Consider the following 25,711-nt stretch of genomic DNA (forward strand, 5'->3'; position numbering starts at 1 on the left):
CTCTGCTGCCAACGGATTGGGCGGAATAGGAGCAAGCGATGGCGGAACTGGATCATGTGGCACTGCTGCGGCTGGCGATTGCGGAGTCAGAAAAGGCCAAGCTGGCCGGGGTGCATCCGTTTGCGTCCATTCTGGTCGGGCCGGATGGGGAGGTGCTGATGACGCAGCACAATGCCTACATGCCGGATCACGATATGACCGGCCATGCTGAGCGGGTGTTGATGACACGGGCCTCGACCTCGCTGCCTGCGGAGCTGCTGCGGGAATGCACCATTTACACCTCGGCCGAACCCTGCGCGATGTGCGCGGGGGCGATTTATTGGACCGGGTTGAAGCGCGTGGTTTACGGCATGTCAGAGCATCAGTTGAAGGAAATCACCGGCAATCATCCCGAGAATCCGACTTTGGACTTGCCATGTCGGGTGGTGTTTGAAGCGGGGCAGCGGCAGGTCGAGGTGATCGGGCCGATGCTGGAGGATGAGGCGGCTGTGGTGCATCAGGGGGTCTGGGGGTAGCGATTTATGAAGAGCATAAATCGTGACGATTTATGAAGCCATAAATCAGCAGCTGCGGCGCAGGCAACGTTTTCTCAGGTGCCGCCTGCACCGCCTTTTGCGTCGTTCGAGATCGGAAGCGGAGGCGGCGCAGGCTGCTCTCGTTCAGTTGGGAATACGCGCGATCACCTTGATTTCAAAGTCGAAGCCCGCCAGCCATGTCACTCCAAGCGCTGTCCAGTTTGGGTAGGGCTGGGCGGTGAAGATCTCATTTTTCACCTGCATGATGGTTGGGAACTGGTTCTCGGGGTCGGTGTGGAATGTGGTCACATCGACGATATCGTCAAAACTGCAGCCAGCGGCTGCAAGTGTGGCACTCAGATTGGAAAACGCCAGCCGGACCTGGGTCTCAAAATCAGGATCGGGGCTGCCGTCGGCGCGACTGCCTACTTGGCCCGAGACGAACAACAGATCGCCCGAGCGGATGGCGGCGGAATAGCCATGCGCCTCGTAAAGCGCGTGACGGTTGGCCGGGAAGACGGCGCTGCGCTGTGTCATGGGGAAGTCCTTTTGGGTTGGTTGGGCTGCCGTGCGCGAAAACCCGCGTCAGAAGCGGCTACACATTCTGCCCAAAGATTTATATACGGAGCGTATGTTATATATTGTGCATACGCTCCGTATGTCAATTTAAATACGTCGCGTATGTGAGCGAGGGTGAAATGGCCGCAAAACGTCGTAGTGAGATGATGGAAGAAACCCGCGCCAAGCTGATCGCAGCGGGGCGAAAAGCCTTTGCCGAACAGGGCTTTGCCGCAGCCTCGATGGATGAATTGACCGCTGGGGCGGGTCTGACGCGCGGCGCGCTTTATCACAACTTCGGCGACAAGAAGGGTCTGCTGGCGGCGGTCGTGGCACAGGTTGACGGCGAGATGGCGGCGCGGGCACAGGCCGCGGCAGCGGATGCCGGATCGTTGTGGGAGGGCCTGCTGGCAGAGGGCAGCGCCTATATCAATCTGGCTCTGGACCCCGAAATCCAGCGGATCGTGCTGCTGGATGGGCCTGCGTTTTTGGGCGATCCGTCGCAATGGCCCAGTCAAAATGCGTGTCTGGCGGCGACACGGCAGAAGATTGGTCAGCTGCAGGCAGAGGGCCTTCTGAAGCCGGTTGATGTGGAGGCCGCCGCGCGGTTGATCAATGGCGCTGCGTTGAACGCCGCCTTGTGGGTTGCCGCAAGTGACGCGCCGCAGACGATTCTGCCGAAGGCTGTCGCGGCCTTGACCTGCCTGTTGAGCGGCTTTCTGGCGGAGGGAAGCGGTTCAGAGCCAGAATAGAAGTGAGTATTTGGGAAAGAGCAATTCTCCGGCAGTTGGTCATTTTTAAATACTCAGGCCGGTTTGGCTTTCCAAACAGGCTAGCCGGAAGCTAACTCCCGATCGTGCGGGAGTTTCCGTTAGTAATCTGGCGCGAAGCCCAGTGCTGGGTCGATTTCAGAGGGTCGACCTTCGAGGAACAGCGCGCCTATGCGGGGTGCAGTGCGAGCGATGATCTTGCCCGCTTTGATCACCAGCAGTTTGGTGGCTTTCAGGCGGAGCGCCTCGGCGGGGTCGCGGGCTTGCAGCAGGATCAGATCGGCGTTGCGGCCTTTTTCCAGCCCGTAGTTTTCCAGCCCCATGGTTTTGGCGGAGTTGATGGTCAGGGCGTTGAAAATCTTGGTTTTATCCTCAAGGCTGCTCATTTGGGCGCTATGGATCGCCATGTGACCAACCTCCAGCATGTCGCCCGAGCCCATCGCATACCACGGGTCCATCACGCAATCATGTCCGAATGAGACGTTGATGCCAGCCTGCATCAGTTCCGGCACGCGGGTCATGCCGCGGCGTTTGGGATAGCTGTCGTGGCGGCCCTGAAGCATGATGTTGATCAGCGGATTGGGGATCACGTTCATCTGGGATTCCGCGATCAGCGGGATCAGTTTTGAGACGTAGTAATTGTCCATCGAATGCATCGAGGTCAGGTGCGAGCCTGCGACGCGGCCTTGCAAGCCGTGGCGGATGGTCTGTTGGGCGAGCGTTTCGACATGGCGGGAGTTGGGATCGTCGGTCTCGTCGCAGTGCATGTCGACGGGCAGGCCGCGGTCTGCGGCAAGGCGGCAGAGGGCTTCGACTGAGGCTTGGCCTTCGGCCATGGTGCGTTCGAAATGCGGGATGCCGCCGACGATATCGACGCCCATGTCTAGGGCGCGGGTGAGGGATTGGGCTCCGGTTGGGGTGCGGTAGTAGCCATCTTGCGGGAAGGCGACGAGTTGCAAGTCTATGTAAGGTTTGACTTTTTGTTTCACCTCTAGCATCGCTTCGACCGTGGTGAGCTTCGGGTCAGAGGTGTCGACATGGCTGCGAATGGCGAGCAGGCCCTGGGTGACGGCAAGGTCGCAGTAGCGCAGGGCGCGGTCTACCAGTGCGTCGATGGTCAGGGTGGGGCGGAGTTCGCCCCAGAGGGCGATACCTTCCAAGAGGGTGCCGGAGCGGTTCATCCTTGGCAGGCCGAGCGACAGCGTCGCGTCCATGTGGAAGTGGGGATCAACGAAGGGCGGGCTGGCGAGACGGCCTGTGGCGTCGATTTCTTCTCGGGCGGTGGCTTGGATGTGGGGGGCGATTTCCGCGATTTTGCCGGCGGAGATGGCGATGTCTTGGCCCTTGCGGCCATCGGGGAGGTTGGCGTTGCGCAGGATCAGATCGAACATGGGTGCCCCTTGGAGGTTTGCGGGATTGGCGGTGGCTGTCAGGCTGTCAGGCTGTCAGGCTGCGGGTGGCCTGTGTTGCGGGGCGAAGCAGATGGGCAGCGACGCCAATGGCGATAGCCTGCGGATGTTTGCCAAGGCTGGGGTCGCCGATCGGACAGGTGATTTTGGCGATGGTTTGGGGGGGGTGGCCGAGGGCACGCAGGCGGGATTGGAACCGGGCCCATTTGGTTTGTGAGCCGATCAGGCCTAGCGAGCGGAAGCCGTGCAGCAGCAGGCGGTGGCAGAGGTCAAGGTCGAGGGCGTGGGAATAGGTCAGGATCAGGTGCTCGGCATTCTTGGGGGCAAGATGGACTGCATTGCTGGGGTCGGCGACGGGGAGGGCGGTGGTGTTTTCGGGGATGGCGGTGGGGAAGCGGCTGGGGGCGGTGTCGATCCAGGTGATGTGGAGATCGGGGAGGGGCGTGATGGTGTGGACGAGGGCGCGTCCGACATGGCCAGCGCCCCAGATCCAGAGCTGGCGTTGCGGTTTGGCGAGGGGTTCTATCATCCAGCCTTGCAGCAGGTGCGGGCTGGGGAGTGCGCCTTGGTTGCGGGCCGATGCGAGCAGGCGTTTGACGGCAAGCGGCATCAGCGCGTTAGTGGTGGGGCGGGCGATCAGGAGGGTGGGGTCTGGCAGGGTTTCGGCGGTGAAAACCTCGGTGAACAGGGTGACAGCGCCGCCGCAGCATTGGTTCAGTTTGGGGCCAAGCGCGGTGTGGGTGAGGGATTTTCCGTGGGTGAGCAGCAGGGCGCGGGCGTGTTCGGTGGCTTGATGCTCTAGCGCGCCGCCGCCGATGGTGCCGGATTGGCCTGTCGCCCAGACCAGCATCGCGGCCCCGACCTCGCGCGGCGAGGAGCCTTGGTGGGCGGCGATGACCACGCGGGCGGTGGGGCCGTGTTGGGCGACGGATTGGGCGAGTTGGGTCAGGTCAAACATGGCGCTGATCCTGCACGGCGGCGAGGATGCGTTCGGGGGTGGCGGGGGCGTCTAGGCTTGGGTAGCGGCTGCCGTCTCCGCAGGCGGCGATGGCATTTGACAGCGCGAGGAAGGCAGAGATGCCGAGGTTGAACGGCGGCTCGCCCACGGCTTTGGACTTGCCGACGGTGTCTTCTCGGTTGGGTTTATCCCAGAGGGCGACGTTGAAAACAGGGGGGCGGTCGGAGCAGGCGGGGATTTTGTAGGTGCTGGGGGCGTGGGTGGTTAAAGCGCCTTTGGCGTTCCAGACCAGTTCTTCAGTGGTCAGCCAGCCTGCGCCTTGCACATAGGCACCTTCGACCTGGCCGATGTCTAGGGCGGGGTTTAGGCTGGTTCCGGCGTCGTGCAGGATGTCGGTGCGCAGGATGCGGTTTTCGCCGGTGAGGCTGTCGATGACGACTTCGGTGACGGCGGCTCCGTAGGCGAAATACAGGAACGGGCGGCCTTTGCCTTTGACGCGATCCCAGTTGATCTTGGGGGTGGCGTAGAAGCCGGTTGAGGAGAGCGAGATGCGGGCTTGGTAGGCCCATGCAACGACTTGGGCGAAGGGGTAGGTTTCTCCGCCCGCCCGGACGCTGCCATTCTCGAAGCGGACTTCGTTAGGGTGGCTGCCGAGTTTGTCGGCAAGGAAATCGGCCATGCGGGCGCGGATGATCTGACACGCGTTTTGCGCGGCCATGCCGTTCATATCGGCGCCAGAGGAGGCGGCGGTGGCAGAGGTGTTGGGGACTTTTCCGGTGTCGGTGGCGGTGATCTTGATTTGCGAGGTGTCAACGCCAAATACCGAGGCTGCGACTTGGGCTACCTTTTGGTTCAGGCCCTGACCCATCTCGGTGCCGCCGTGGTTGAGGTGGATCGAGCCGTCTTGGTAGACATGCACCAGCGCGCCCGCTTGGTTCAGCCAAGTCAGGGTGAAGGAGATGCCGAATTTGACCGGGGTGAAGGCCAGCCCACGTTTCAGGATCGGGTTTGTGCTATTCCAAGCGGTGATTTCGGCACGGCGGGCTTGGTAATTGCTCGATTTCTCCAAGGCGTCTTGGATGTCTTGGCCGATGAAATCTTCCACCTCCATGAAGTAGGGGGTGGATTGCGGGGCAGAATTGGCGGGGGAATAGGTGGAGCCGATGCGGTGGCCGGTGCCGGGGCCGGTGAGGCCTGCGGCGCGGTAGTAGTTGAGTTTGCGGATCTCATTAGGGTCTTTTTTCAGCGTATGGGCGATATGGTCGATCACCCGTTCAATCCCGATGATGCCTTGCGGGCCGCCGAAGCCGCGATAGGCGGTGGCGGATTGGGTGTTGGTTTTTAGCCGATGGCTTTCGATACGAACATCGGGCAGGTGGTAGCAGTTGTCGGCGTGCAGCATGGCGCGGTCGGCAACGGCAAGCGACAGGTCTTGCGCCCAGCCGCAGCGGACGAGGTGGGTGAAATCTATCCCCAAGATACGTCCCGCGACGTCGATCCCGGCGCGGTAGGTGACGCGCAGGTCGTGGCGTTTGCCGGTGATCATCATGTCGTCGTCGCGGTCGTAGCGCATTTTGCAGGGTTTGTTCAGGTCGCGGGCGGCGATGGCGCAGGCGATGGCGAGGGCATTGCCTTGGGATTCCTTGCCGCCGAAACCGCCCCCCATGCGGCGGGTTTCGACCCTTACGGCGGACATCGGCAGATGCAGGGCGTGGGCGACTTTGTGTTGGATTTCAGTGGGATGCTGGGTCGAGGAATAGACATGCATGCCGTCTTCTTGCGGGATGGCGGCGGCGATCTGGCCTTCGAGGTAGAAGTGCTCTTGGCCGCCAACCTCCATCGTGCCTTCGATGATCTGCGGGGCGGTGGCGATGGCCGCTGCGGCGTCGCCTTTCGCCCAGATGATCGGGCCTTGTTCAAAGCGGGAGTTGGCTTTGAGGGCGTCGTCGACGGTCAGCAGCGCGGGAAGTTCGGCGTAGGTGATTTTGCCCAACCGGGCGGCTTTGCGGGCGTTGAGGTGGGTGTCGGCAATGACGAGGAAAACCGGTTGGCCCGCGTAATGGACTTTATCCACGGCGAGCAGGGGTTCGTCATGGGTGGAGGGCGAGCAATCGGGCATCTCGGCGAAGTCGGCGCTGGCATAGACTTTGATCACGCCGGGGGCTGCGCGGACGGCGGAAAGGTCGATGGCGGTGATGCTGCCGTGGGCGCAGGTGCTTAGGCCGAAGGCGGCGTGCAGGGTGCCTGCGGGAAGGGGAATGTCGTCGATATAGCGGGCTTGGCCTGTGACGTGCAGGGGCGCAGAGTCGTGCGGGAGGGGTTTGCCCATCGTCATAGCGAGACCTCCAGCACGTTGGTTTTTGTGCCGTTCAGGTCGTGGAAGTAGCGGATCAGCAGGTTCTGCGCGGTGGTCAGGCGGTAAGCTGAGGACGCGCGCATGTCGGTCAGCGGTTGGAAGTCTTTGCCGAATTCGGGGAGCGCGGCTTGCAGGGTCTCCAGGGTGAAGGGTTTGTTCAGGATCGCGTTTTCGACATGGGTGGCACGTTTGGGGATGCCTGCCATGCCGCCGAAAGCGATGCGGGCTTGGGTGATTTGGCCGTTCTCGGTGGAGATATTGAAACAGCCGAGCACGGCGGAGATGTCTTGATCGAAGCGTTTGGTCAGTTTGTAGCAGCGCAAGTTTGGGGCGGTTGAGGGGATGGTTAGCCCTGCGACAAACTCGCCGGGGTGGCGGTCTTGTTTGCGGTACTCGATGAAGAACGATTCCAGCGGGATAGTGCGGATCTCGTCGCCTTTGCGCAGATGCAGGGTGGCCCCCAGCGCGATCAGGGCGGGCGGGCCATCGCCGATCGGCGAGCCGTTGGCGATGTTGCCGCCGATGGTGGCGGCGTTGCGGACCTGTTCCGAGGCGTAGCGGCGCAGCAGTTCGGCGAAGGAGGGGTGGTGCGGCAGCAGGGCCTCGCGGAGTTGGGTGATGGTGACGCCTGCGCCGATGTGAAGGTGGCCGGGGGAGTGTTCGATTTGTTGCAGGTCAGTGATGGCGTTCAGGAAGGCGATGGGGCCGAGGTCGCGCAGCTGTTTGGTCACCCAGAGCCCGACATCGGTGGCACCGGCGATCAGGGTGGCATCGGGGTTTTGCTGATACCAGTCGGCGAGATCATCGCTGTTGGTTGGGCGGAATACGCCGGGAAGGCTGTCTGCCTCCCCGAACCGCTCCGAGGATATTTGAGCAGAGAGGATGACATTGTCGGTCTGCATCCAATCGGGGACGGGTGTGGATTCAGCGGCGATGGCGGCGCGGATGATAGGCGCGTAGCCAGTGCAGCGGCAGAGGTTTCCGGCGAGGGTGGTGTCGTGGTCGGTGCGGTTTTGGGTGTGGGCTACGGCCATTGAGGCGATGAAACCCGGCGTGCAGAAGCCGCATTGGCTGCCGTGGTGGGCGATCATCTCGGCTTGCACGGGGTGGAGTTCGCCGTTCGGGCCAGAGATGCCCTCGACGGTGCGGACGGCGCAGCCCTGCAGTTGCGGCAGGAATAATATGCAGGCGTTAAGCGCCTTCGGGCCGTTCGCGTCGGTGACCATGACGGTGCAGGCACCGCAATCGCCCTCATTGCAGCCCTCTTTGGTGCCGCAGAGGGATTGGTCTTCACGCAGGTATTCCAGCAGGGTGCGCGTCGGGCTGCCGCCTGTGATGCGCACCGGCGTTCCGTTCAAGAGAAACGCTGTGTCGGTCATGGTTCATCCTGCCGCGGTCTTTTCGTTGGCCATGTCGCGCGCCCGCCCGATGCGGCGGAAAGCGGGGGCGCTGCCTTGGGTGATATGAAGCCTTGGACTGGGGTGTTGTGCAAGAGTTAGATTGATCGGTTTGGCGAAAGGAGTTTCTGGATTCTTGCGGGAAAGTCGGTGGAGCGCGTCGGTTTTGAGAGGGATGAGGGGCGGTCCCAACTCGGGACCTTTTTTATGTGTTTTGAAACAAGGAGTTGAGATGGTGGGTTTAAGAGTTTGTTAAGGATTGCGCGTTGGGCGGGGTTTTGGTGCCAGAGATTTTGGCGCAGCAAGAGGCGCAATAAATGCCGCTCTACGGCTTACGACTGGTCAATCAAAATACCCTCGGCGAAACGCGAGAAGGCTTTCAACAGTTGCAGCCTCGTTGTCTTTTAATAGCGGGGCAAAGATGCTTACACCCAACTGATGAGCTATTGCGCCATCGACCTCGACCGCGAGGGTAGGGTCAAGTTCGGACAGTGCCGCTACAGCATTGTTCATCGCCGCCCCCAGAAGGTTTACTGTTCCCAATAGGGGTCGCGCCGGATGGCCGAATTCTACGGCTTCTAGTGTTCCATCTGAATCATAATAGCAAAATGTGCCTTCAGACTGAAAATAGTCACAAGGAAATGCGGCTTGCGGCGATCGCCTAAATGTCGTGGGAACTTTTCCTAGCGTCCGCCAAACTTGCTCTGGCGTCATACCAAACTTTATCGGGCCAACGCCTTCAAAGGGTGTGATTTGATGTTCCATCGTCGCCGCCCTTACTCTGCAAGTAGCACGTCATTGTCTAGCATTTGTCGACGGGCTGGCCAACGTGGTGCTAGCGAACCGTCCACCTTTCCCCTGCCTTCACAACCCGATAGTCTACCCCCATGTCAGCACCTCGATTCATCCATCTGCGCACCCATACCGAGCATTCTTTGCTGGAGGGGGCGGTGCCTGTGAAGGCGCTTATCAAGCTTTGCGGCAAGCATGAGATGCCTGCGGTGGCGGTCACCGACAGCAATAACATGTTCGCGGCGTTGGAGTTTTCGGTTTACGCCAAGGACGCTGGGGTGCAGCCGATTGTGGGCTGTCAGGTCTCGGTGGCCTATGATCCGGGGGCGGCGGGGGAGAAGCTGAAGGCTGCGGCTTCGGTGGTTCTGCTGGCGCAGAACGAAGCGGGGTATATGAACCTGATGAAGCTGAACTCTTGTCTTTATATCGACAAGGGCGGGGCTTTGCCGGAGGTGAAACTTGAGGAACTGGAGCGGTATTCGGGCGGGTTGATCTGTTTGACCGGCGGGGCGGATGGGCCGCTCGGGCGGTTGGTGCAGACGGCGCAACTGCCGAAAGCGCGGGCGTTGTTGGAGCGGTTGGCGGCGGCTTATCCGGGGCGGCTGTATGTGGAATTGCAGCGCCATCCGGGTGAGGGCGGGCGGTTGACGGATGCCGAGGCGGGCACCGAGCGCTGGTTTATTGAGACGGCCTATGAGTTGGACCTGCCGCTGGTCGCGACCAATGACGTCTACTTCCCCGCCGCGACGATGTATGAGGCGCATGATGCGCTGATCTGCATTGCCGAGGGGGCTTATGTGGATCAGCAGCAGCCCCGGCGCAGGCTGACGCCGCAGCATTATTTCAAGACCGAGGCCGAGATGGTGACTTTGTTCGCCGATCTGCCGGAGGCGGTGGAGAATACCGTCGAGATAGCGCGGCGCTGTGCGTTTGCGGCGTTCAAGCGCGCGCCGATCCTGCCGAAGTTCGCTGATGATGAGGTCAACGAGTTGCGTCGGCAGGCCAATGCGGGCTTGCAGGCGCGATTGGCGATCATTCCGCATGCGGTGACGGTGGAGGAATATCAGGCGCGGTTGGATTTTGAGCTGGGCATCATCGAGCGGATGGGGTTTCCGGGCTATTTTCTGATCGTGGCGGATTTTATCGGCTGGGCGAAGAGAAACGGCATTCCGGTCGGGCCGGGGCGGGGCTCGGGCGCGGGGTCACTGGTGGCTTATGCGCTGACGATCACCGATCTGGACCCGTTGCGCTATGCCTTGCTGTTCGAGCGGTTTCTGAACCCCGAGCGGGTGTCGATGCCCGACTTTGACATCGACTTCTGCATGGATCGCCGCGAGGAGGTGATCCGCTATGTGCAGGATAAATATGGTCGCGATAAGGTGGGGCAGATCATCACTTTTGGCGCTTTGTTGTCGAAAGCGGCAGTGCGTGACGTGGGGCGCGTGTTGCAGATGTCTTATGGGCAGGTCGACCGGCTGTCGAAGATGATCCCGGTGGAGGGGGTGAAACCGGTTTCGATCACCAAGGCATTGGCGGATGAGCCCAGATTGCGCGAGGCGGCTAAGGAAGAGGTCGTGGCGCGGCTGCTGAATTACGGCGCGCAGATCGAGGGGCTGTATCGCAACGCCTCGACCCATGCCGCCGGGGTGGTAATTGGCGATCGGCCGCTGGACGAATTGGTGCCGCTGTATCAAGACCCTCGGTCGGACATGCCCGCGACGCAGTTCAACATGAAATGGGTGGAACAAGCCGGGCTGGTGAAGTTCGACTTTCTGGGTCTGAAAACCCTGACGGTGATCCAGAATGCGCTGGATTTGTTGCGGCTGCGCGGGGTGGATATTGATATCTCGCTGATCCCGCTGGACGACAAGCCATCGTATGAGTTGTATGCGGCGGCGAAAACGGTTGCGGTGTTTCAGGTGGAATCCAGCGGCATGATGGATGCCTTGCGGCGGATGAAGCCGACCTGCATCGAGGATATCGTGGCGCTGGTGGCGCTGTATCGGCCCGGCCCGATGGAGAATATCCCGACCTATTGCGAGGTGAAGAACGGGCTGAAAGACTTGGAGTCTATTCACCCGACGATTGACCATATTCTGGCGGAAACCCAAGGGATTATCGTTTACCAAGAGCAGGTTATGCAAATCGCTCAGGTGATGGCGGGGTATTCCTTGGGCGGGGCAGATTTGCTGCGCCGGGCGATGGGCAAAAAGATTGCCGAGGAGATGGCGAAGGAGCGCCCCAAATTCGTTGAGGGCGCGAAGAAGACCCACAACGTCGATGTGAAAAAGGCCGGGGAGGTGTTCGACCTTCTGGAGAAGTTCGCCAACTACGGCTTTAACAAATCGCACGCGGCGGCCTATGCGGTGGTCAGCTATCAGACCGCGTATCTGAAGGCGAATTACCCGGTCGAGTTCATGGCTGGGGTGATGAACTGCGATATTCATCTGACCGACAAGCTGGCGGTCTATAAGCGCGAAGTCGGCAAGCTGGGGATCAAGACAATTGCGCCTTGCGTCAATGCGTCTTTGGCGACGTTCTCGGTGCGGGATGGGGCGGTGGTCTATGCGTTGGGCGCGCTGAAGGGCGTCGGCGCGGATGCGATGGGGCTGATCGTCAGCGCGCGGGCTGAGAAGCCGTTCGCGACTTTGTTCGATTTCGCGCGGCGGGTGGATATGAAGCGGGTTGGCAAGCGGCCGTTGGAGATGCTGGCGCGGGCCGGGGCGTTTGATGTGCTGGATGGCAACCGGGCGCGGGTGTTTGAGGCTTTGGATGCGCTGGTGGCCTATTCGGCGGCGATCCATGAGGCGAAATCGTCCAATCAGGTGAGTTTGTTCGGCGAGGCGGGGGCGGATATTCCTGAGCCGCGTTTTGCCTATCGCGATGATTGGTTGCCGGTGGAACGGCTGACGCAGGAGCATCTGGCGATTGGGTTCTATCTGTCGGGGCATCCGCTGGACGATTACATGTCGGCGTTGAAGCGGCGGGATGTGTTGACGCTGACGGAAGTGACGCAGAAAGCCGAGCGTGGCATGTGCATTGCCAAGATTGCAGGCTCGGTCGCCAGCAAGCAGGAGCGCAAATCGGCCAAGGGCAATCGCTTTGCCTTCGTCTCGCTATCTGATCCGACCGGGCTGTACGAGGTCACGGTGTTTTCCGACACGCTGGAAGCCGCGCGCGATCTGTTGGAGCCGGGGCGCAATGTGGTGCTGACGGTGAAGGCAGAGCTGGAGGGCGAGACGCTGAAACTGCTGGCCAATGCGGTGCAGCCAATTGATCAGGTGGCGGATGCGGCAGGCGCGCAGGCCTTGCGGATCCACCTGAACAAGCCTGAGGCGGCGGCGTCGATTGCGATGCTGCTCGGCAAGGTTGAGGGCCGCAACAAGGCGCAGATAACCCTGTGTGTGCCGGATGATCAGGGCCGCGAGATTGACCTGACGCTGCCGCAAAGCTATCCGGTAACGGCGCAGATCAAGGGCGCGATCAAGGCGATGCAGGGCGTTGTGATGGTGGAAGAGGTCTGAGACCGCCATGTCAGGCCTTCAGTCAACCGGTTGCAAGCTCGCGCGAAACCTCGCCGACAATGACGCTTTTGTGAGCAGAAGGGTCGAATCTCTGCCAAATTCCTGCAAAAGAGAAAAAAATAGTTGTTTGCTGCCTCAAAGTGGTAAATATCTACGGGAATTGTCGTAATTAAAGGGCGGAATCAGCATGGACAGTATCTGGGATTACGTCCTGATCGGTTTTATTGCGCAGTTGATTGATGGATCGCTGGGCATGGGGTTTGGCGTGATCTCATCGGCTGTGTTGCTGGCGCAGGGCGTGCCACCGCCGTTGGTTTCGGCTTCGGTCAACGCGGCCAAGCTGCCGACGGGGGGCACGGCGGCGCTGTCGAACCTGTATCATCGCAATATTGATTGGCGGATTGTCGGGGCCTTGGCGGTGTTCGGCTCGATTGGCGGTATTCTGGGGGCGACGCTGCTTTCAGGGCTGAAGGGCGATGCGCTGCAGTATCTGGTGAACGCCTATCTGGTGCTGATGGGCAGCTATATCGTCTATCGCGGCTTTCGCGGCATCGCGGTGCAGTTGGTGAAAACCCGGCGGTTTCGGGTGATTGGTTTTGCGGGTGGCTTGATCGAGGGCATTGGCGGCTCGTGGGGGCCGATCGTCAACACCGGGCTGCTTGGCTCGGGCGTGCAGTCGCGCTATGCGATTGGCTCGACGAATTTCTCGGAGTTTATTGTCAGCTTCGTGGTGTTTACCGCGTTGGGTATTGCGTATTATTTCGGCTGGTGGGGCGAGGAAACCAACTGGAGCGACGTGCGGATGACCGTGTTCGGGCTGGTTCTGGGCGGTTTGCCGGCGGCGTTCTTTGGCGGCTATCTGGCGAAGATGGCACCGCGCAAGCCGTTGACGATTGCGGTGGGGGTGTTTGCGCTGGGCGTGGCGGCTTACCGATTGATCACGATGTAATCACCAGTGGGGTGGGCGGACGTTGGCCTCGGGCGCTTGCCCGGTGGCTTCGCGTTCGGCCTCACGCTCGGCCAGAAGCTGGGTGAGGCGCAGCAGGCGATCGAGGTCTTTCGACTGCCGTGCGACCACATCCGACAGGTCTTCCACCGCGCGGGTCAGATGAGCGATGCGTTCTTCGAGGGCTTCGGTGCGGTCCATCTTCGTCCCCTGCTTGCTGCGGATGCCCCCATCCGTTACACGGAGCGCGAGAAAAAGCGAAGGCTGTAAGCTATGGCAAATGACAAAACCCAAGGCGCTAAAGCGGCGCGTCGCCCGCGCGCCGAAACCCCGAAGGGCTTCCGCGATTACTTTGGCGCGGAAGTCACCGCCCGCAAGGCGATGCTGGACAAGATTGCCGAGGTTTATCATCGCTATGGCTTTGATCCGCTGGAAACTTCCGCCGTGGAAACCGTTGAGGCTTTGGGCAAGTTTTTGCCCGATGTGGATCGGCCTAACGAGGGTGTGTTCGGTTGGCAGGATGAAGACGCCGACTGGCTGGCGTTGCGCTATGATCTGACAGCGCCACTGGCACGCGTGGCGGCGCAGTATCGCAACGATCTGCCGAGCCCCTATCGGCGGTTCGCGATGGGTCCGGTGTGGCGCAATGAAAAACCGGGGCCGGGGCGGTTCCGGCAGTTTTATCAATGCGATGCGGATACGGTGGGGTCGGCTTCGGTGGCGGCTGACGCCGAGATTTGCGCGATGTTGTCGGATGCGCTGGAGATTGTCGGCATTCCGCGCGGCGATTATGTGGTGAAGGTGAATAACCGCAAGGTGCTGAACGGGGTGATGGAAGTCGCCGGGGTTTTGGACCCGTCTGATCCGTCAAAGTTTGAGGCCGAGCGCGGCATCGTTCTGCGCGCGATCGACAAACTGGACCGCCTTGGATTGGAAGGCGTGCGTGCGCTGCTGGGCGCCGGGCGCAAGGATGAGAGCGGTGATTTTACCAAAGGTGCGGGGTTGTCCGAACATGCTGTCGAAAAGATCATGTCTTTTCTTTACGGCAACCAAGAAGCAATGGGCGACATCAACGAATTTGAGTTTGTCACAACTGGAAAAGTTTCACAAAACCTCAACGCGATCAAATATCTTCGCGATTTAGTGGGCAGTTCGCAAACTGGTCTGGAAGGCGTGGCAGAACTTGAATTGATTGTTACCTATCTTGAGTCTCAAGGCTACGGCTCCGACCGCATAGTCATCGACCCCTCGGTCGTCCGTGGCCTCGGCTACTACACCGGCCCGGTCTATGAGGCCGAACTGACCTTTGAAATCCTCGACGAAAAGGGCCGCAAGCGGTCTTTTGGCTCGGTGGCGGGCGGTGGGCGCTATGATGATCTGGTCAAGCGCTTTACCGGGCAGGCGGTGCCTGCGACGGGGGTTTCTATCGGGGTGGATCGGTTGCTTGCGGCACTGGCTGCTAAGGGGCGGCTGGCGGGCGATACGGCGGGGCCGGTCGTGGTGACGGTGATGGATCGTGACCGGATGGCGGATTACATGGGGATGGTCGCGGATTTGCGACAGGCGGGGATCCGGGCAGAGGTTTATCTCGGCAATCCCAAGCAGTTCGGCAACCAGTTGAAATATGCCGATAAACGCCAGTCTCCGATTGCGATCATTCAGGGTGGCAACGAGGCCGAAAAGGGCGTTGTGATTCTGAAAGACCTGATCTTGGGCGCGAAGATTGCGCAATCTGCGACGCTGGAGGAATGGAAAGACCAGCCTGCGCAGGTGGAAGTGCCGCGCGCCGATCTGGTGGAAGCTGTGCGGAAGATGCTGGGGGCATGAGCACGGCGGGGGGGCAGCCGGGCAACAAGGCGGCAATCCGGGCCGAGGCCGCGCGGCTGTTTGCGGCGTTTCAGGCGGCGGGGGCGGTGCCGGTCGAAGCGGATTTGCTGCTGCCGGCCGAGACTCTGCTGGATTTGTATGGCGAGGATATTCGGGCGCGGGCTTATGTCACCACGGACCCGCTGCGCGGTGAGATGATGCTGCGGCCGGATTTTACCGTGCCGGTGGTGCAGGCGCATATGGCGGATGGCGCGGACCCGGCGCGCTATTGCTACATGGGCGAGGTGTTTCGCAAGCAGGAGCACTTGGGCAATCGGGCCAGCGAATATATGCAGGTCGGCTTTGAGGTGTTTGACCGCGAAGCGCCCGAGGCGGCGGATGCGGAGGTGTTTGCGCTGTTTTCGGGGATGCTGAGCGGGTTGCCGGTGCGCGCGGTCACCGGCGACATCGGCATTCTGATGGCGGCGGTGCGGGGACTTGAGACCACCGAGCGGCGGCGGGCGGCTTTGTTGCGGCATATTTGGCGACCCAAGCGGTTCCGGGCGCTGCTCGATCGCTTTGCCGGGCGGGCGGCGGTGCCCGGCGCGCGGGCGGCTTTGTTGCAGCGGTTGGCCTGCGGCGCACCTGCGGATTTGATCGCGCAAGTGGGGTCTTTCATCGGACTGCGCGCGCCGGAAGATATTGCGGCGCGGGCGCAGGCGTTGATCGAGGATGCGCAAGCGGCTCCGATCAAGGCACCTGAAGCGGCGCTCTTGTATGATCTGCTGGGATTGCAGGCTCCGGCTGAGGCGGCTTTGGGGCATTTGCGCGGGATCACTCCGATGTTGCCCGCGATTGCGCCTGCGGTGGATCGGTTTGCGGCGCGGCTAGAGGCGTTGCGGGCGCGGGGCGTCGCGGTGGAGACGCTGGCATTTGAGGCGAGCCTTGGGCGAACCTCGATGGAATATTACGACGGCTTTGTGTTCTCGTTCCATGCTGATGGGATGCCTGCGGTGGCATCGGGCGGGCGCTATGATGCGCTGACGGCGGTGTTGGGGGCGGGGCGGTCTATTCCGGCGGTGGGGGGGATCATTCGGCCTCACCTTGTCGCGGCTTTGCGGGGGGCGGTCTGATGTTGAAGATCGGGGTGCCCTCGAAGGGCCGGTTGATGGAAAAGACCTTTGAGTGGTTCGGCGCGCGCGGTGTGATGATGCGGCAGACCGGGGCAGAGCGGGAGTATTCCGGCGCGGTCGATGGCATTGACGGCGTGGAGCTGGTGATGCTGTCGGCGGGGGAAATCCCGCGCGAATTGGCGGCGGGGCGGATTCATTTGGGGGTTACCGGGTCGGATCTGGTGCGCGACAAGTTGGCGGATTGGGATGTGCAGGTGGCGGAATTGTCTCCGCTGGGGTTCGGCCATGCCGATCTGATCATCGCTGTGCCCGCGTGCTGGATTGACGTGGATACGGTGGATGATCTGGATGCAGCGGCGGCGGCGTTTCGGGCGGCGCATGGCTTCCGGTTGCGGATTGCCACGAAATATCATCGGCTTGTGCGGGAGTTTCTGACCGCGCAGGGCGTGGCGGATTATCAGTTGGTGGATAGTCAGGGCGCGACCGAAGGCACGGTGAAGAACCTGACCGCCGAGGCGATTGCCGATATCACCTCGTCGGGGGAAACCTTGCGCGCGAACCATTTGAAGATCCTGTCGGATTCGGTGATCCTGCAAAGTCAGGCGGTGCTGTTTGCCAGCAGATCGGCGGATTGGGCGCAGGCGCGGGCGGTGCTGGAGCGGTTGGCGGCAAAGCTGGGGCTGGCGCTGCCGCCGATCTGAGGCTGCGTGAAGCGGCTTGACCTTCAGGGGCGAAGGGTTAACTCTGGCGGTGAACCGAGGAGGTCTTCCGTGCGCTATATCCTGCCGTTGTTGCTGTTGGCGACGCCCGTTCAGGCGGCGGATCTGGCGACGGGCGATGCCATTCGCGCGGCGTTGGTCGGCAATACCGTGACCGGCAGCATGGCGGCCTCTGGCGGCTATGCCGAGTTCTATGCCCCAGATGGCAGCCTTCATGCCGCAGATTACACCGGAAAATGGGCGGTGAAGGGCGACAAGATGTGCTTCACCTATGGCCAGGACCCCGAGCTGTGCTGGTCGGTTGCGATCAATGGCGCGCAGGTGATCTGGATGAGTGAAGCGGGCGAAGAGGGCCATGGCAAAATCAAGCCGGGCAATCCGGGCGGCTGGTGATTAGGTCTTTGTTGCGGATTTTTTGCTGACCCCAGATTTTTTGCTGACCAAAGCCACCCCCAAGCCTGCCAGCGCCATGCCTGCCCATGCGAGCGGCGGCATCGCCTCACCCAGCAGCGGCCATGCGAATAGCGCCGACAGGGCGGGGACGAGGTAGAACAGGGCGGAGACGCGGGCGACTTCCCCGACGCGGATCATCGCCAGCAGAAGGCTGATCGCGAGGATGGAATTGCCGATCACCAAGTAGCCGAGGATCAACAGGAACGCGGGCGACCATTGCACAGCCATGCCCTCGGTGAGGTATGCGGCGGGCAGGGTGAAGGCGGCTCCGATGCCGTATTGGATCAGGTTGGCGATGATCGGGTGTTGTGCGGTGCCGAAGCGTTTTTCATAAAGCGTGCCGCCGGTGATGCCCAAAAGGGCGCCGAAGGTCAGCAGGATGCCCCACGGGTTTTCGGCTTGTAGGCTGGAGCGCGACAGGATCGCGATGGCGGCCCCGGCAAGGCCAAGGCCAAGACCGATCCAGCCAAGGCGCGATGTGGCCTCTTTCACCGTGTAGGGTGCTGCGAGGGCGACGAGAATCGGTTGCAGGCAGACGATGATCGCGACGCCGCCCGCCGAGACGCCGGATTTGAACGCGATGTAGCAGAGGCCGAAGTAGACCACCTGGATCAGAAAGCCGGTGATGGCGATATCGGCCCAAGCGCGTTTGGTTTTCGGCATCGGTGGGCGGAGGATCAGCGCCAATGGCAGCAGCAGGGCCAGAACGCAGGTGTAGCGCAGCGCCAGCAGGGTGAGCGGTTCGGCATGTTGCAGGCCAAGCTTGGCGATGCCGAAGCCCGCCGACCACAGCAGCAGGAAGATCACGGGGGCGGCGGCAAGCCAGAGCGGACGTTTGATCATATCTGGGTTGTGGCGCGGTTCTGCGGCGAAGGGAAGGGTGGATGCGATGTTATTGGGGGTTTCACACCCCCATGCGGGTTTGTGCCAAACCCGCTTCCCCCGTGGGATATTTGCGCACAGAGGATGACAATTTTAGCTAAGTTTTAGGGGTCAGCGCAGGCCGATTTCTGCGAGGGCTGCGGCGAGGGCTGGGGGCAGGGTATCATCCTGCGCGCGGGTTTTCGGCAGGTCACGCGGCGATTCGGCCGGGTCGAGATAGCGCCAGCCCTGAAAGGGACGGCGCAGGGCGTTTTCGGTGCGGATCAGTTCTGCGTCGAGCACAAGCGCGCAGCGCAGGATGCCGTCTTGGCCGCGGCGTTCTGCGAGGCCGACGAGGCGTTGGCGGGCCTGAATCATGCCTTTGATCACCCAATAGAGCGAGCCACCGTTGAGGATTTCATCCTCGCGTTTCGGCCACATGCGGGTGACGTGTTCGGTGGTGCCGGGAGCCCAGACATGGGCATGGGCGCGGTGCCATTGGGCGAGGTCATCGACCGATTCCGTTCCGACGCTGAGTTTTAGGATGTTGAGCATGCGTCGTGTTTCCTGACCTTGCACAGTGCGGCATCGTGTGTGGCTGACTGCGCGACTCGTCGCCGGCCTGCCTGCCCAGCAGAGTGATTGGTCGTGCATGGTAACCCGAAATCTGGTAGGTTCAAGGCTTGCCCGCACACTCTGTTGCCGTTATCAGTCGCGTCTTATCAATCTAACGTCATCCGGGATTCGATGTTTTCATCGCGGCCTGCATGATGCCCCCACAGGAAGGACCGCCCTCATGTCGCGCTTTGCCGCCCCTATCGCCGAGCAAATTTGGGACATGAAATATCGGCTAAAGGCGCAGGATGGCACGCCGATTGATGGTTCGGTCGAGGACAGCTGGCGGCGGATCGCGCGGGCTTTGGCGGAAGTTGAAGCCGAGCCTGCGGTGTGGGAGGAGCGATTCTATAGCGCTCTGGAAGGTTTCAAGTATCTGCCTGCGGGTCGGATCACCGCAGGGGCTGGCACTGGCCGCAATGTGACGATGTTTAACTGCTTCGTCATGGGCACCGTGCCGGACAGCATGGGTGGGATTTTTGATGCGCTGAAAGAGGCCGCGCTGACGATGCAGCAGGGCGGCGGCATTGGCTATGATTTCTCGACCATCCGCCCGCGTGGGGCTGAGGTGAAGGGTGTGGCGGCGGATGCCTCGGGGCCTTTGAGCTTCATGGATGTCTGGGATGCGATGTGCCGCACCATCATGTCGGCGGGCTCGCGTCGTGGCGCGATGATGGCGACGATGCGTTGCGATCACCCGGATGTCGAAGCGTTTATCGAGGCCAAGAAGGATGCTGCCCGTCTGCGGATGTTCAACCTTTCGGTGCTGATCACCGATCCGTTCATGGATGCGGTCAAGGCTGATGGCGCGTGGGATCTGGTGTTTCAGGGCCGGGTTTACCGCACATTGCAGGCGCGCGATCTGTGGAACAAGATCATGCGCAACACCTATGATTTTGCCGAACCCGGTGTGATTTTCATCGACCGGATCAACAAGGCCAACAACCTTGGCTATTGCGAGACGATTGCGGCGACCAACCCTTGTGGCGAGCAGCCACTGCCGCCTTATGGCGCGTGTTTGCTGGGCAGCATCAACATGCCGACGCTGGTGGCGGGGGCGTTTACCAAGGGTGCCAAGCTGGATCTGGTGGCGCTGGATGATCTGGTGCGGCTGGCCGTGCGGATGATGGATAACGTGGTTGATGCCTCGCGGTTTCCTTTGCCCGAGCAGGAGGCCGAGGCGAAGAACAAGCGGCGGATTGGCTTGGGAGTCACCGGGCTTGCCGATGCTTTGCTGATGGTCGGCTTGCGCTATGGCTCCGTTGAGGCCGCCAAGCAGACCGAGGATTGGATGCATGCGATTGCGCGGGCGTCTTATCTGGCGTCGGTGGATCTGGCCAAGGAAAAGGGCGCGTTTCCGCTGTTTGAGGCCGAGGGTTACTTGGCTTCAGGCAACATGATGCAGATGGATGATGATGTGCGCGAGGCGATCCGCACGCATGGCATTCGCAATGCGCTGCTGACCTCGATTGCGCCGACCGGGACGATTTCCTTGTATGCGGGGAATGTGTCGAGCGGGATTGAGCCGGTGTTTGCTTATGCCTACACGCGGAAGGTGCTGCAAAAGGATGGCTCGCGGACCGAGGAAGAAGTCGTCGATTACGCGGTGCGGTTGTGGCGTGAATTGAAGGGTGATACGGCGCTGCCGGACTACTTTGTGAATGCGCAAACGCTGCCGCCGCTGGACCATGTGCGGATGCAGGCGGCGGCGCAGAAGTGGATCGACAGCTCGATTTCCAAGACCATCAACTGCCCGGAAGATATCAGCTTTGAGGCGTTCAAAGAGGTCTATATGGCCGCTTGGGATCAGGGCTGTAAGGGCTGCACCACCTACCGGCCGAATGCGGTGACGGGGTCGGTGCTGACGGTTTCGGAGAGCACCGATAAGGTGCCAGCGGAAGCGCCTGCGATGGTGGCGGGGGGCGAGGTTGTCTATCTGACCGATCCGCTGGACCGTCCGGCAGCGCTGGAGGGGCAGACCTATAAAGTGAAATGGCCGGGGTCGGAACACGCGCTTTATATCACCATCAATGATATCATCATTGCCGGGCATCGGCGGCCGTTTGAGGTGTTCATCAACTCGAAGAATATGGAGCATTTCGCCTGGACGGTGGCTTTGACGCGGATGATCTCGGCGGTGTTCCGACGGGGTGGGGATATTTCCTTTGTAGTTGAGGAACTGAAAGCGGTGTTCGATCCGCGCGGCGGGGCCTGGATGGAGGGGCGGTATATTCCGTCTATCTTGGCCGCGATTGGCGGGGTGATCGAGCGGCATCTGGTCTCGATTGGTTTCATCGCGGGCGAGGGGATGGGGCTGAAAACCGATCCGCAGATGCAGGTGATGGCGGTGGGCGAGGCTCCGCGCGGCAAGGCTTGTCCAAGCTGTGGCAGCTATGCCTTGCAGATGAAAGAGGGCTGCATGACCTGCAATGATTGCGGGCATTCTAAATGTGGGTGAGGGGTGTTGAGCCTTCTGGCGCAGGGTGCTAGAAGGCTGCAGCGCGGGCGTTGTGTAATGGTAAGACCTTAGCCTTCCAAGCTAAAGACGCGGGTTCGATTCCCGCCGCCCGCTCCAAATATCTGGTTTGAGAATTGAAGGTCCCGGCTCGGGACCTTTTTATTTTGTTTGATTTCAGGGAGTTAACCCTTGGGATTCACGAGGAATTAACGATTGCGCTGCGGTCGTTTGCCTTGCCCGGAATCAAGGGCGAAGCCCGCCGGGCCGCGCCCGACCTCCCGCCGGGAGGGCGCGTTTGCAACGGTGCCAGCAGAAATTCTGTGGGAGGAGTTGAGGCATAAAGCGCCTAGAACTGGCCTCTGTGCGCCATCCCGAGGTCGGGCGCGGCCCTGTGTCGCGCGAAATCGAATTGCCTTCTCGTCGCTTAAAACAGGCTTTGCACGAATTGCGCGGCACCCAAGTAAAGTGCGCCTGCGGTGCAGAGATAGGCCGCGAGGGCAATCCATGCGGTGGATTTGCGCATCGGGCGTTGGATTTCGATCAGTTGTTCGGACTGGATCAGGCCTTGCCAACCGAGCAGCACGAAGAACAGCAGGATGTAAGAGCCTGTCGCCACACATAGCGCGGCGGCTGCGGCGGACATCAGGATCGACATCGCGCGGGTGGCTTTGGGGAAGAAGGTGTAAGTCAGCAGCCGCACGATCTTGCCGCCGTCCAAGGGCCAGAACGGCAGCAGGTTGAACAGGTTGAGGCCTCCGAGGACGAGGCCTTGGATGTAGAGAAAGCTTGCCACCGCCGGGGCTTGCAGGAAGATCAGGTTGGCCAGGGCAAAGCACAGGGCCATCGGGCCGAGGCAGATCGCGGGGCCCATCAGGCTGATGAACAGGTCTTTGTCATGGCTCGCGGGCAGACTGCGGGATACGGCGACGCCGCCGAACAAAGGGATCAGCCGGAACTGCGCGTCTTTGTGGCCGCAGACCCGGAAGGCCGCGACATGGCCGATCTCGTGGATCATGATGGCGATGATGAAGGCCGCACCATATTGCCAGCCGAAAAACCAGACCGCCGCTGCCACAGCCACGGCGGAAAGGCCTGCGGCGTTGACATCAAAGCCGACACGGTTCCAGCCTGCGCCCGCAAAACCGCCGCGCAGGGCGAGGCCCGTGACGGCGATCAGGCCGAGGGAGAGGATGAGGGCAGGCACTTGGCGTTACAGGTTTTCCTGCTGCGGCATGCCCAGCACATGATAGCCCGAATCGACGTGGATGATCTCGCCGCTGGTGCAAGCGCCGAAGTCGGAGCACAGGTAGACGGCGGTGCCGCCGATGGCTTCCAGCGTGGCGTTGGAGCGCATCGGGGCGTTGGCTTCGGTATGGCGGAAGGTGGCGCGGGCACCGCCAATCGCGGCCCCTGCTAGGGTTTTCATCGGACCGGGGGAGATCGCGTTGACGCGGATTTGCTGCGGGCCGAGGTCATTCGCAAGGTAGCGGGTGGCGGATTCGAGTGCGGCTTTGGCGACGCCCATGACGTTGTAATTCGGCGTCACGCGGTTCGAGCCGCCATAGGTCAGGGTGATCAGGCTGCCGCCGTTCGGCATCAGCTCGGAGGCGCGGCGCGCCACGTCGATGAAGCTAAAGCAGGAAATGCACAGCGAGTTTTTGAAATTCTCGCGGCTGGTGTTGATGAAGCGGCCAGTGAGTTCGTTTTTATCCGAGAAGGCAATGGCGTGGACTAGGAAATCCATCGTGCCCCAGGTGTCTTTCAGCGTCGCGAAGCAGGTGTCCAAGCTTTCGTCGTTGGTCACGTCAACATCGACCATCAACTCGCTGCCAACGGTGGCGGCAAGCGGGGCGAGGCGTTTGCCGAAGGCGTCGCCTTGGTAGGAAAATGCCAGTTCGGCCCCCTCAGCGGCCAGCGCTTTGGCGATGCCCCAGGCGATGGAACGTTCGTTCGCCACGCCCATGACAAGCCCGCGCTTGCCCTTCATCAGATCAGCCATACTGGCACTCCTGTTAGTGGCGGATTAGGCCAGATATTTGCTCATCAGCAGGGTCGCGTTGGTGCCGCCGAAGCCGAAAGAGTTCGACAGGACGGAGTCGAGTTTGACGTTTTCGCGCAGGGTCATCACGATTTCGGATGGGTCGAGCGCGGGGTCTAGGGTGGTGATGTTGGCAGAGGCGGCGATGAAATCTCCGTTCATCATCAGCAGGCTGTAGATCGCTTCGTGCACGCCGGTGGCACCAAGCGAATGGCCGGTGAGGGATTTGGTCGAGGCGACGGGCGGGGTGGTGCCTTTGCCGAAAACGCGGCGGATGGCGTCCATTTCGGTGATGTCGCCCACCACGGTCGAGGTGCCGTGCGAGTTGATGTAATCGACCGAGCGGCCTTCGGGCAGAGTGGCGACGGCGAGTTTCATCGAGCGTTCGCCGCCTTCGCCGGAGGGGGCAACCATGTCGTAGCCGTCGGACGTGGCGCCGTAGCCGGTGACTTCGCCGTAGATTTTCGCACCACGGGCGAGGGCGTGCGAGAGTTCCTCCAGCACGACAACGCCGCCGCCGCCTGCGATGACAAAGCCGTCACGGGTGGCGTCATAGGTGCGCGAGGCGGTTTCGGGGGTGTCGTTATACTTGCTGCTCATCGCGCCCATCGCGTCGAACAGGCAAGACAGGGTCCAGTCGAGTTCTTCGCCGCCGCCTGCGAACACCACGTCTTGCTTGCCCATCTGGATCAGTTCCACCCCGTTGCCGATGCAATGGGCAGAAGTCGAGCAGGCCGAGGTGATCGAATAGTTCACGCCCTTGATCTTGAACGGGGTGGCGAGGCAGGCGGAGTTGGTCGAGGACATGCAGCGGGTGACCATGAACGGGCCCATTTTCTTCGGCGCGCCCTTGTTGATCACCGCATCAAAGGCTTGGAAGAAGTTTGAGGTCGACGGGCCACCCGAGCCCATGATCAGACCGGAACGTTCGTTTGACACGTCGCTTGGTTCCAGACCGGAGTCTTCGATGGCCTGCTGCATGGCGAGGAAGTTATAGGCGGCCCCCGGACCCATGAAGCGCATGTCGCGTTTGTCGATATGGGCGGCAAGGTCGATCTGCGGCATGCCGTGGACTTGGCTGCGGAAGCCATGCTCGGCATATTCCGGCGCGAAGACGATGCCGGATTTGCCCGCGCGCAGAGAGGCTTCGACCTCGGTGGCGTTGTTGCCGATGGGGGAAATGATGCCGATCCCGGTGATGACGACGCGACGCATGGCGGTCTCCTTTTTCTTGCAGTAGGCGCGTCAGACGGATCTGCGGGCCAGTTTTGTCAGATTAATTCTCTGACAGGGCAACTTTCATGTCTTTGACAAGGTAGATGGTTTCGCCATCGGCCTCGACCCGGCCATCGGCCACGCCCATGGTCAGGCGGCGGGTCTGGATGGCCTTGGTGAAATCAACATAATAGGTCAGGCGCTTGCGGTCAGGCCGGACCATGCCGGTCAGCTTAACTTCGCCGACGCCAAGCGCATAGCCACGCCCCTGCCAGCCGCGCCAGCCGAGGTTGAAGCCGGTCAGCTGCCAGAGGCCATCAAGGCCAAGGCAGCCGGGCATGATCGGGTTGCCGGGGAAGTGGCACTCAAAAAACCACAGGTCGGGCGTGATGTCGAATTCAGCGACGACATGGCCCTTGCCATGTTCGCCACGATCACCGGAGATGTCGGTGATCCGGTCCATCATCAGCATTGGCGGCGCGGGCAGTTGTGCGTTGCCGGGGCCGAACAATTCGCCGCGCGCACATTTCAGCAGGTCGTCCTTGTCGAACGAAGTTGGAAAACCGCTCATGCCCTCGAAATCCCCCCAGTGGTTGGCCGTTTTCCCCATGTAACACCCAGCGGGAAGGCGAACAAGTGTGGGGCGGCGGGGTTGCAGCGGCGCGTTTGGGGTTTTCGTTTGAAAAGCACCGGTTTTCTACTCTATATAGGGAGAAAGAGGCGCCGGGCTTGGGTCCGGCTTGGAAAGTGGCGCATGAGTTACAGCGAACAACAACGCAGCACGACATGGCTTGCGCGGGGCGGATTGCGCCCGACGCGGCAGCGGTTGGCTTTGGCGGGGCTGTTGGTGGGCGATGGCATGAACCGGCATGTCACGGCGGAAAGCCTGTATGCGGCGGTCGGGGCCTCGGGTGCGAAGGTCAGTTTGGCGACGGTCTACAACACGCTGCGGGCGTTTTGTGAGGCGGGGCTGCTGAACGAGGTCGTGGTGGACGGCGCGCGCAGTTATTTCGACACGCGGCTGGATGATCATCCGCATTTCTATTGGGAAGACAGCCACGCTTTGACCGATGCGCCCGCCGATGAGCTGGTGATTGCGGGCTTGCCAGAGGCACCGGACGGCATGGCGGTGAGCCGGGTTGATGTGGTGATCCGGCTGAAGCGGGCTTGATCTGGCTCGGTTGATCT

The 25,711-nt window shown here is 61.3% G+C and carries 23 protein-coding genes and 1 tRNA gene; 11 read left to right on the top strand and 13 right to left on the bottom strand.

Annotated features, from left to right (window positions below; genetic code table 11):
• The first annotated feature begins 38 nt into the window (after positions 1-38).
• A complete protein-coding gene (locus U1A24_RS17335) occupies positions 39-515 on the top strand; it encodes a nucleoside deaminase (protein WP_322323240.1) in 477 nt (158 codons plus the stop codon).
• A gap of 144 nt (positions 516-659) precedes the next feature.
• Here U1A24_RS17335 and U1A24_RS17340 read toward each other — a convergent pair whose 3' ends face one another.
• The gene (locus U1A24_RS17340; RefSeq protein WP_322323241.1) at positions 660-1,052 is read right to left on the bottom strand and encodes a RidA family protein; all 393 of its coding nucleotides are present in this window, start codon (positions 1,050-1,052) and stop codon (positions 660-662) included.
• A gap of 161 nt (positions 1,053-1,213) precedes the next feature.
• Here U1A24_RS17340 and U1A24_RS17345 point away from each other — a divergent pair, with 161 nt between their 5' ends.
• Positions 1,214-1,825 (top strand): TetR/AcrR family transcriptional regulator, encoded by a 612-nt coding sequence (locus U1A24_RS17345; RefSeq protein ID WP_322323242.1) that lies wholly within the window; start codon positions 1,214-1,216, stop codon positions 1,823-1,825.
• Between the two features lie 119 nt (positions 1,826-1,944).
• Here U1A24_RS17345 and U1A24_RS17350 read toward each other — a convergent pair whose 3' ends face one another.
• From U1A24_RS17350 to U1A24_RS17370, 5 genes are all read right to left on the bottom strand, one after another.
• Positions 1,945-3,234, bottom strand: a complete 1,290-nt coding sequence (locus U1A24_RS17350; RefSeq protein WP_322323243.1) for an amidohydrolase family protein — start codon at positions 3,232-3,234, stop codon at positions 1,945-1,947.
• A gap of 46 nt (positions 3,235-3,280) precedes the next feature.
• The gene (gene xdhC / locus U1A24_RS17355; RefSeq protein WP_322323244.1) at positions 3,281-4,210 is read right to left on the bottom strand and encodes a xanthine dehydrogenase accessory protein XdhC; all 930 of its coding nucleotides are present in this window, start codon (positions 4,208-4,210) and stop codon (positions 3,281-3,283) included.
• Positions 4,203-6,545: a xanthine dehydrogenase molybdopterin binding subunit gene (gene xdhB / locus U1A24_RS17360; RefSeq protein ID WP_322323245.1), complete on the bottom strand. Its 2,343-nt coding sequence runs from the start codon at positions 6,543-6,545 to the stop codon at positions 4,203-4,205. The genes xdhC and xdhB overlap by 8 nt, the downstream gene beginning before the upstream one ends.
• The gene (gene xdhA / locus U1A24_RS17365; protein ID WP_322323246.1) at positions 6,542-7,945 is read right to left on the bottom strand and encodes a xanthine dehydrogenase small subunit; all 1,404 of its coding nucleotides are present in this window, start codon (positions 7,943-7,945) and stop codon (positions 6,542-6,544) included. Before xdhA ends, xdhB begins: the two co-directional genes overlap by 4 nt.
• A gap of 360 nt (positions 7,946-8,305) precedes the next feature.
• Positions 8,306-8,728: a hypothetical protein gene (locus tag U1A24_RS17370; protein ID WP_322323247.1), complete on the bottom strand. Its 423-nt coding sequence runs from the start codon at positions 8,726-8,728 to the stop codon at positions 8,306-8,308.
• A gap of 122 nt (positions 8,729-8,850) precedes the next feature.
• On the opposite strand from U1A24_RS17370, the gene dnaE reads away from it, so the two are divergent.
• Positions 8,851-12,279: a DNA polymerase III subunit alpha gene (dnaE, locus tag U1A24_RS17375; RefSeq protein WP_322323248.1), complete on the top strand. Its 3,429-nt coding sequence runs from the start codon at positions 8,851-8,853 to the stop codon at positions 12,277-12,279.
• Between the two features lie 187 nt (positions 12,280-12,466).
• Positions 12,467-13,228: a sulfite exporter TauE/SafE family protein gene (locus tag U1A24_RS17380; protein ID WP_322323249.1), complete on the top strand. Its 762-nt coding sequence runs from the start codon at positions 12,467-12,469 to the stop codon at positions 13,226-13,228.
• Here the strand turns inward: U1A24_RS17380 and U1A24_RS17385 are convergent, their stop codons facing one another.
• Positions 13,229-13,426 (bottom strand): SlyX family protein, encoded by a 198-nt coding sequence (locus tag U1A24_RS17385; protein ID WP_322323250.1) that lies wholly within the window; start codon positions 13,424-13,426, stop codon positions 13,229-13,231.
• Between the two features lie 72 nt (positions 13,427-13,498).
• Here U1A24_RS17385 and hisS point away from each other — a divergent pair, with 72 nt between their 5' ends.
• From hisS to U1A24_RS17405, 4 genes are all read left to right on the top strand, one after another.
• Positions 13,499-15,052, top strand: a complete 1,554-nt coding sequence (gene hisS / locus U1A24_RS17390; RefSeq protein ID WP_322323251.1) for a histidine--tRNA ligase — start codon at positions 13,499-13,501, stop codon at positions 15,050-15,052.
• A complete protein-coding gene (locus U1A24_RS17395; protein WP_322323252.1) occupies positions 15,049-16,164 on the top strand; it encodes an ATP phosphoribosyltransferase regulatory subunit in 1,116 nt (371 codons plus the stop codon). Before hisS ends, U1A24_RS17395 begins: the two co-directional genes overlap by 4 nt.
• Complete coding sequence (hisG, locus tag U1A24_RS17400) at positions 16,161-16,865, top strand: ATP phosphoribosyltransferase (RefSeq protein ID WP_322323293.1); 705 nt, start codon at positions 16,161-16,163, stop codon at positions 16,863-16,865. The genes U1A24_RS17395 and hisG overlap by 4 nt, the downstream gene beginning before the upstream one ends.
• A gap of 69 nt (positions 16,866-16,934) precedes the next feature.
• On the top strand, positions 16,935-17,276 hold the full coding sequence (locus tag U1A24_RS17405) for a hypothetical protein (protein ID WP_322323253.1): 342 nt from the start codon (positions 16,935-16,937) through the stop codon (positions 17,274-17,276).
• Here U1A24_RS17405 and U1A24_RS17410 read toward each other — a convergent pair whose 3' ends face one another.
• Both U1A24_RS17410 and U1A24_RS17415 read right to left on the bottom strand, forming a co-directional pair.
• Positions 17,277-18,179 carry a DMT family transporter gene (locus U1A24_RS17410; protein ID WP_322323254.1) on the bottom strand — a complete coding sequence of 301 codons (903 nt, stop codon included), beginning with the start codon at positions 18,177-18,179 and terminating at the stop codon, positions 17,277-17,279. It lies immediately after the preceding gene.
• A 150-nt stretch (positions 18,180-18,329) separates the two neighbouring features.
• Positions 18,330-18,752, bottom strand: a complete 423-nt coding sequence (locus tag U1A24_RS17415) for a DUF1489 domain-containing protein (protein ID WP_322323255.1) — start codon at positions 18,750-18,752, stop codon at positions 18,330-18,332.
• Between the two features lie 241 nt (positions 18,753-18,993).
• Here U1A24_RS17415 and U1A24_RS17420 point away from each other — a divergent pair, with 241 nt between their 5' ends.
• Both U1A24_RS17420 and U1A24_RS17425 read left to right on the top strand, forming a co-directional pair.
• Positions 18,994-21,270, top strand: a complete 2,277-nt coding sequence (locus U1A24_RS17420; RefSeq protein WP_322323256.1) for an adenosylcobalamin-dependent ribonucleoside-diphosphate reductase — start codon at positions 18,994-18,996, stop codon at positions 21,268-21,270.
• Between the two features lie 43 nt (positions 21,271-21,313).
• Positions 21,314-21,387: transfer RNA gene (locus tag U1A24_RS17425), tRNA-Gly, on the top strand.
• 307 nt (positions 21,388-21,694) lie between these two features.
• Here the strand turns inward: U1A24_RS17425 and U1A24_RS17430 are convergent.
• The 4 genes from U1A24_RS17430 to fabA form a co-directional block, all read right to left on the bottom strand.
• Positions 21,695-22,474 (bottom strand): site-2 protease family protein, encoded by a 780-nt coding sequence (locus U1A24_RS17430; RefSeq protein ID WP_322323257.1) that lies wholly within the window; start codon positions 22,472-22,474, stop codon positions 21,695-21,697.
• A 6-nt stretch (positions 22,475-22,480) separates the two neighbouring features.
• Positions 22,481-23,269: an enoyl-ACP reductase FabI gene (locus U1A24_RS17435; protein WP_322323258.1), complete on the bottom strand. Its 789-nt coding sequence runs from the start codon at positions 23,267-23,269 to the stop codon at positions 22,481-22,483.
• 24 nt (positions 23,270-23,293) lie between these two features.
• Entirely contained in the window at positions 23,294-24,523 is a 1,230-nt protein-coding gene (gene fabB / locus U1A24_RS17440) for a beta-ketoacyl-ACP synthase I (RefSeq protein ID WP_322323259.1), read from the bottom strand.
• Between the two features lie 61 nt (positions 24,524-24,584).
• Positions 24,585-25,094, bottom strand: a complete 510-nt coding sequence (gene fabA, locus U1A24_RS17445; RefSeq protein WP_322323260.1) for a bifunctional 3-hydroxydecanoyl-ACP dehydratase/trans-2-decenoyl-ACP isomerase — start codon at positions 25,092-25,094, stop codon at positions 24,585-24,587.
• 183 nt (positions 25,095-25,277) lie between these two features.
• On the opposite strand from fabA, the gene irrA reads away from it, so the two are divergent.
• Complete coding sequence (irrA, locus tag U1A24_RS17450) at positions 25,278-25,694, top strand: iron response transcriptional regulator IrrA (RefSeq protein WP_322323261.1); 417 nt, start codon at positions 25,278-25,280, stop codon at positions 25,692-25,694.
• The last annotated feature ends 17 nt before the right edge of the window (positions 25,695-25,711 follow it).

This window comes from Cypionkella sp. (assembly GCF_034376685.1).
Classification (GTDB): Bacteria; Pseudomonadota; Alphaproteobacteria; order Rhodobacterales; family Rhodobacteraceae; genus Cypionkella.

What these genes read in the sequence shown, in the direction of transcription:
- U1A24_RS17335 (WP_322323240.1), top strand. Translation starts at nt 39, where the DNA reads ATGGCGGAACTGGATCATGTGGCACTGCTGCGGCTGGCGATTGCGGAG.
- U1A24_RS17340 (WP_322323241.1), bottom strand. Translation starts at nt 1,052, where the DNA reads ATGACACAGCGCAGCGCCGTCTTCCCGGCCAACCGTCACGCGCTTTAC.
- U1A24_RS17345 (WP_322323242.1), top strand. Translation starts at nt 1,214, where the DNA reads ATGGCCGCAAAACGTCGTAGTGAGATGATGGAAGAAACCCGCGCCAAG.
- U1A24_RS17350 (WP_322323243.1), bottom strand. Translation starts at nt 3,234, where the DNA reads ATGTTCGATCTGATCCTGCGCAACGCCAACCTCCCCGATGGCCGCAAG.
- xdhC (WP_322323244.1), bottom strand. Translation starts at nt 4,210, where the DNA reads ATGTTTGACCTGACCCAACTCGCCCAATCCGTCGCCCAACACGGCCCC.
- xdhB (WP_322323245.1), bottom strand. Translation starts at nt 6,545, where the DNA reads ATGACGATGGGCAAACCCCTCCCGCACGACTCTGCGCCCCTGCACGTC.
- xdhA (WP_322323246.1), bottom strand. Translation starts at nt 7,945, where the DNA reads ATGACCGACACAGCGTTTCTCTTGAACGGAACGCCGGTGCGCATCACA.
- U1A24_RS17370 (WP_322323247.1), bottom strand. Translation starts at nt 8,728, where the DNA reads ATGGAACATCAAATCACACCCTTTGAAGGCGTTGGCCCGATAAAGTTT.
- dnaE (WP_322323248.1), top strand. Translation starts at nt 8,851, where the DNA reads ATGTCAGCACCTCGATTCATCCATCTGCGCACCCATACCGAGCATTCT.
- U1A24_RS17380 (WP_322323249.1), top strand. Translation starts at nt 12,467, where the DNA reads ATGGACAGTATCTGGGATTACGTCCTGATCGGTTTTATTGCGCAGTTG.
- U1A24_RS17385 (WP_322323250.1), bottom strand. Translation starts at nt 13,426, where the DNA reads ATGGACCGCACCGAAGCCCTCGAAGAACGCATCGCTCATCTGACCCGC.
- hisS (WP_322323251.1), top strand. Translation starts at nt 13,499, where the DNA reads ATGGCAAATGACAAAACCCAAGGCGCTAAAGCGGCGCGTCGCCCGCGC.
- U1A24_RS17395 (WP_322323252.1), top strand. Translation starts at nt 15,049, where the DNA reads ATGAGCACGGCGGGGGGGCAGCCGGGCAACAAGGCGGCAATCCGGGCC.
- U1A24_RS17410 (WP_322323254.1), bottom strand. Translation starts at nt 18,179, where the DNA reads ATGATCAAACGTCCGCTCTGGCTTGCCGCCGCCCCCGTGATCTTCCTG.
- U1A24_RS17415 (WP_322323255.1), bottom strand. Translation starts at nt 18,752, where the DNA reads ATGCTCAACATCCTAAAACTCAGCGTCGGAACGGAATCGGTCGATGAC.
- U1A24_RS17420 (WP_322323256.1), top strand. Translation starts at nt 18,994, where the DNA reads ATGTCGCGCTTTGCCGCCCCTATCGCCGAGCAAATTTGGGACATGAAA.
- U1A24_RS17435 (WP_322323258.1), bottom strand. Translation starts at nt 23,269, where the DNA reads ATGGCTGATCTGATGAAGGGCAAGCGCGGGCTTGTCATGGGCGTGGCG.
- fabB (WP_322323259.1), bottom strand. Translation starts at nt 24,523, where the DNA reads ATGCGTCGCGTCGTCATCACCGGGATCGGCATCATTTCCCCCATCGGC.
- fabA (WP_322323260.1), bottom strand. Translation starts at nt 25,094, where the DNA reads ATGAGCGGTTTTCCAACTTCGTTCGACAAGGACGACCTGCTGAAATGT.
- irrA (WP_322323261.1), top strand. Translation starts at nt 25,278, where the DNA reads ATGAGTTACAGCGAACAACAACGCAGCACGACATGGCTTGCGCGGGGC.